The 4,137-nt window shown below is 55.5% G+C and carries 8 protein-coding genes and 1 pseudogene; all 9 read left to right on the top strand.

The genetic code is table 11. The features are described 5' to 3' along the window. Positions 1 to 246: pseudogene (locus ACI2KS_RS29480) on the top strand (50S ribosomal protein L5); the annotation flags it as partial. Positions 247 to 259: 13 nt separating this feature from the next. Beyond that, entirely contained in the window at positions 260 to 565 is a 306-nt protein-coding gene (gene rpsN / locus ACI2KS_RS29485; RefSeq protein ID WP_186532289.1) for a 30S ribosomal protein S14, read from the top strand. Positions 566 to 777: 212 nt separating this feature from the next. Continuing rightward, the gene (gene rpsH, locus ACI2KS_RS29490; protein WP_404624543.1) at positions 778 to 1,170 is read left to right on the top strand and encodes a 30S ribosomal protein S8; all 393 of its coding nucleotides are present in this window, start codon (positions 778 to 780) and stop codon (positions 1,168 to 1,170) included. Between the two features lie 12 nt (positions 1,171 to 1,182). Next, positions 1,183 to 1,716, top strand: a complete 534-nt coding sequence (gene rplF, locus ACI2KS_RS29495; RefSeq protein ID WP_404624544.1) for a 50S ribosomal protein L6 — start codon at positions 1,183 to 1,185, stop codon at positions 1,714 to 1,716. A gap of 10 nt (positions 1,717 to 1,726) precedes the next feature. Beyond that, positions 1,727 to 2,077 (top strand): 50S ribosomal protein L18, encoded by a 351-nt coding sequence (rplR, locus tag ACI2KS_RS29500; RefSeq protein WP_037017727.1) that lies wholly within the window; start codon positions 1,727 to 1,729, stop codon positions 2,075 to 2,077. 3 nt (positions 2,078 to 2,080) lie between these two features. After that, positions 2,081 to 2,581 carry a 30S ribosomal protein S5 gene (rpsE, locus tag ACI2KS_RS29505; RefSeq protein WP_404624545.1) on the top strand — a complete coding sequence of 167 codons (501 nt, stop codon included), beginning with the start codon at positions 2,081 to 2,083 and terminating at the stop codon, positions 2,579 to 2,581. A 2-nt stretch (positions 2,582 to 2,583) separates the two neighbouring features. Continuing rightward, positions 2,584 to 2,760: a 50S ribosomal protein L30 gene (rpmD, locus tag ACI2KS_RS29510; protein WP_028621547.1), complete on the top strand. Its 177-nt coding sequence runs from the start codon at positions 2,584 to 2,586 to the stop codon at positions 2,758 to 2,760. A 3-nt stretch (positions 2,761 to 2,763) separates the two neighbouring features. Beyond that, positions 2,764 to 3,195, top strand: a complete 432-nt coding sequence (gene rplO / locus ACI2KS_RS29515; RefSeq protein WP_037017733.1) for a 50S ribosomal protein L15 — start codon at positions 2,764 to 2,766, stop codon at positions 3,193 to 3,195. After that, positions 3,196 to 4,137, top strand: a 942-nt coding sequence (gene secY, locus ACI2KS_RS29520) for a preprotein translocase subunit SecY (protein ID WP_404624546.1), incomplete at its 3' end; no start/stop codon positions are given.

Consider the following 4,137-nt stretch of genomic DNA (forward strand, 5'->3'; position numbering starts at 1 on the left):
TTCCTGGATCGTCTGCTGTCTATCTCCCTGCCTCGGGTCCGCGACTTCCGCGGACTGAATGCCAAGTCCTTCGATGGTCGTGTTAACTACAGCAGGGGCGTTAAAGAGCAGATCATTTTCCCGGAAATCGACTACGACAAGATCGATGCCCTGCGCGGTCTGGACATTACCCTGACCACCACTGCTCGTACGGACGAAGAAGGTCGCGCATTGCTGCGTGCTTTCAAGTTCCCGTTCCGCAACTGATTGGAGTAGGACCATGGCCAAGAAGAGCATGAAAAACCGTGAGCTGAAACGTCAGCTCACCGTTGCCAAGTACGCTACCAAGCGTGCTGCATTGAAAGCTATCATCGTGGATCTGAACGCAAGTCCAGAAGCGCGTTGGGAAGCGACTGTCGCCCTGCAGAAGCAGCCACGTGACGCAAGCGCCGCGCGCATGCGTAACCGTTGCCGCCTGACAGGTCGTCCGCATGGCGTTTACCGCAAGTTCGGCCTCGGCCGTAACATGCTGCGCCAAGCTGCAATGCGTGGTGACGTACCAGGTCTGGTTAAAGCCAGCTGGTAAGCCGCACTTCTCGTCCCTCGATGGTCGGTTTCTTCGGAAACCGACCAGCGTGAGACCTGAATTCGAATCAAGCCCCTTTTGGGGCTTGATTCGTTTGTGGGGTACGTCTAGAATTGCCGGCTCGCCAGAGCCCGTGTTTTCACGTGCCCAAGTTTTTTGGCGACAAGCAGTAGCCGCAAGGCTAATTATTTTGTATTAGGAGCGTCTAGCCCATGAGTATGCAGGACCCGTTAGCGGACATGCTAACTCGTATCCGTAATGCCCAGATGGCTGAAAAGCCCGTCGTAAGCATGCCATCTTCCACGTTGAAGGTAGCTGTAGCCAAAGTCCTGAAAGACGAAGGTTACATTGCGGGTTATCAGATCAGCAGCGAAACCAAGCCCTTGCTGTCTATCGAGCTGAAATACTTCGAAGGCCGTCCGGTCATCGAAGAAGTCAAGCGCGTTAGCCGTCCAGGCCTGCGTCAGTACAAGTCCGTCGATGATCTGCCAAAAGTTCGTGGCGTTCTCGGTGTGTCTATCGTCTCCACCAACAAAGGTGTGATGACGGATCGTGCTGCGCGCGCTGCCGGTGTCGGCGGCGAAGTGCTTTGCACAGTGTTCTAAGGGGGGATAAGCATGTCACGCGTAGCTAAGAACCCCGTTAAGTTGCCATCAGGCGTCGAAGTCAAACTCGTCGGCCAGCAGCTTTCGGTGAAGGGTGCCAAGGGTACTCTCGACCTGAACATTCATTCGTCCGTTGAAATTGTTGAAGAAGCTGGTGAGCTGCGTTTCGCTGCTCGCAATGGCGATCAACAAACTCGCGCAATGGCCGGTACCACTCGTGCGTTGGTAAACAACATGTACCATGGCGAAAGCAAAGGATACGAGCGCAAGCTCCAGCTGGTCGGTGTTGGTTACAAAGCGCAAGCAAAAGGCACGGTGCTGAACCTGGCCCTTGGCTTCTCGCACCCAGTGGACTACGAATTGCCGGAAGGCATCACCGCTGAGACTCCCAACCAAACCGATATCGTTATCCGTGGTATCGACAAGCAGTTGGTTGGTCAAGTGGCCGCTGAGATCCGCGACTTCCGCCGTCCAGAGCCGTACAAAGGCAAAGGCGTGCGTTACGCGGACGAAGTCGTCCGTCGTAAAGAAGCCAAGAAGAAGTAGGGCATAGCAAATGACCGTCAAAAAAGTTACCCGACTGCGTCGCGCTCGCAAAGCACGTCTGAAAATGCACGAACTCGAAGTCGTGCGTCTCTGCGTGTACCGCTCTTCGCAGCACATTTATGCCCAGGTCATCTCGGCCGACGGCAGCAAAGTCCTGGCAAACGCCTCGACTTTGGACAAAGAACTGCGTGATGGCGCCACTGGCAACATCGACGCGGCCACTAAAGTTGGCCAGCTGATCGCTGAGCGTGCGAAAGCCGCCGGTGTATCGCAAGTGGCTTTTGATCGTTCCGGCTTCAAGTACCACGGTCGCGTCAAGGCGCTGGCTGATGCTGCTCGTGAAGGCGGGCTGGAGTTCTAAGTTATGGCAAATAACGACCAAAAACGCGACGAAGGCTACATCGAGAAGCTGGTTCAAGTTAATCGCGTAGCAAAAACCGTAAAAGGCGGCCGTATCTTCACTTTCACCGCGTTGACCGTGGTAGGTGATGGTAAAGGGCGCGTTGGCTTCGGCCGTGGCAAGTCACGTGAAGTGCCTGCTGCGATCCAGAAGGCAATGGAAGCTGCTCGCCGCAACATGATCCAGGTTGATCTGAACGGCACCACGCTGCAGTACGCTATCAAGTCCGCTCACGGCGCTTCGAAGGTGTATATGCAGCCTGCTTCTGAAGGTACTGGCATCATCGCCGGCGGCGCAATGCGTGCTGTCCTGGAAGTGGCTGGTGTTCAGAACGTTCTGGCCAAGTGCTACGGTTCGACCAACCCGGTCAACGTTGTTCACGCAACGTTCAAGGGTTTGAAGACCATGCAGTCCCCTGAGTCGATCGCTGCTAAACGCGGCCTGAACGTTCAGGAGATCTTCTGATCATGGCTACCGTTAAAGTAACGCTGATCAAAAGCATGACCGGCCGCATCCCTAACCACAAACTGTGCGTTAAGGGTTTGGGTCTGCGTCGCATCGGTCACACTGTAGAAGTCGTTGATACCCCGGAAAACCGTGGGATGATCAACAAGGCTTACTACATGCTGCGAGTCGAGGGTTAATCGATGAAACTCAATGATCTGAGTCCTGCGCCGGGTTCCCGTCGCGAGAAGCATCGTCCGGGCCGTGGTATCGGTAGTGGTTTGGGTAAGACTGGTGGCCGTGGTCACAAAGGTCAAACCTCCCGCTCCGGTGGCACCATCGCTCCGGGCTTCGAAGGCGGCCAACAGCCGTTGCATCGTCGTCTGCCTAAGTTCGGCTTCGTCTCTTTGAAAGCTATGGATCGTGCAGAAGTTCGCACCTCCGAGCTGGCTAAAGTAGAAGGCGTTGTAACTGTGCAGTCCCTGAAGGATGCCAACGTGATCAACCAAAACGTACAGCGTGTGAAAATCATGCTGTCCGGTGAGGTTACTCGCGCGGTCACCCTCAAAGGTATCGCCGCCACCAAAGGTGCGCGTGCGGCTATCGAAGCAGCTGGCGGCAAGTTCGAGGAATAAATGGCTAAGCAAGGTGCTCTCTCAGCGCTCAGCAAAAGCGGCGGGTTGTCCGAGCTCTGGGCTCGTCTGCGTTTTCTGTTCCTGGCGATTATCGTCTATCGGATCGGTGCGCATATCCCAGTTCCAGGTATCAACCCTGACCGGCTGGCGGATCTGTTCCGACAGAATGAGGGGACCATTCTTAGCTTGTTCAACATGTTTTCCGGTGGTGCGCTGGAGCGCATGAGCATTTTTGCACTGGGGATCATGCCGTATATCTCGGCATCGATCATCATGCAGCTCATGACCGCTGTCAGCCCACAGCTGGAGCAGTTGAAGAAGGAAGGTGAGGCTGGTCGTCGCAAGATCAGCCAATACACCCGCTATGGCACCGTCGTCCTGGCTCTGGTTCAAGCTATTGGCATGTCCATTGGCTTGGCCGGTCAGGGCGTTGCTTTCTCTGCAGATATCGGCTTCCACTTCGTGGCGGTCACCACCTTTGTGGCTGGTGCGCTGTTCATGATGTGGCTGGGCGAGCAGATTACGGAGCGCGGTGTTGGTAACGGTATCTCGATGTTGATTTTTTCGGGTATCGTCGCCGGTCTTCCGAGAGCGATCGGGCAGTCTTTCGAGTCTGCGCGTCAGGGTGATATCAACATTTTCGCTCTGGTCGCCATCGGTTTGCTGGCAGTAGCGATCATCGGGTTCGTGGTGTTCATTGAGCGTGGTCAGCGTCGTATCGCCGTTCACTACGCCAAGCGTCAGCAAGGCCGCAAGGTCTTCGCTGCGCAGACCAGCCACTTGCCGCTGAAAGTGAACATGGCTGGTGTAATTCCGGCCATTTTTGCGAGCAGCATCTTGCTGTTTCCGGCTTCGCTGGGTGCCTGGTTCGGTCAGTCTGAAGGTATGGGCTGGTTGCAGGACATCTCGCAGTCGATCGCTCCTGGTCAGCCGTTGAATATT

The sequence above is a fragment of the Pseudomonas sp. NPDC087358 genome (assembly GCF_044900785.1).
Lineage (GTDB): Bacteria > Pseudomonadota > Gammaproteobacteria > Pseudomonadales > Pseudomonadaceae > Aquipseudomonas.

Excerpts from the sequence above, each read along its gene's own strand:
- rpsH (WP_404624543.1), top strand. The coding sequence starts at position 778 with ATGAGTATGCAGGACCCGTTAGCGGACATGCTAACTCGTATCCGTAAT.
- rpsN (WP_186532289.1), top strand. The coding sequence starts at position 260 with ATGGCCAAGAAGAGCATGAAAAACCGTGAGCTGAAACGTCAGCTCACC.
- rplR (WP_037017727.1), top strand. The coding sequence starts at position 1,727 with ATGACCGTCAAAAAAGTTACCCGACTGCGTCGCGCTCGCAAAGCACGT.
- rplF (WP_404624544.1), top strand. The coding sequence starts at position 1,183 with ATGTCACGCGTAGCTAAGAACCCCGTTAAGTTGCCATCAGGCGTCGAA.
- rplO (WP_037017733.1), top strand. The coding sequence starts at position 2,764 with ATGAAACTCAATGATCTGAGTCCTGCGCCGGGTTCCCGTCGCGAGAAG.
- rpmD (WP_028621547.1), top strand. The coding sequence starts at position 2,584 with ATGGCTACCGTTAAAGTAACGCTGATCAAAAGCATGACCGGCCGCATC.
- rpsE (WP_404624545.1), top strand. The coding sequence starts at position 2,081 with ATGGCAAATAACGACCAAAAACGCGACGAAGGCTACATCGAGAAGCTG.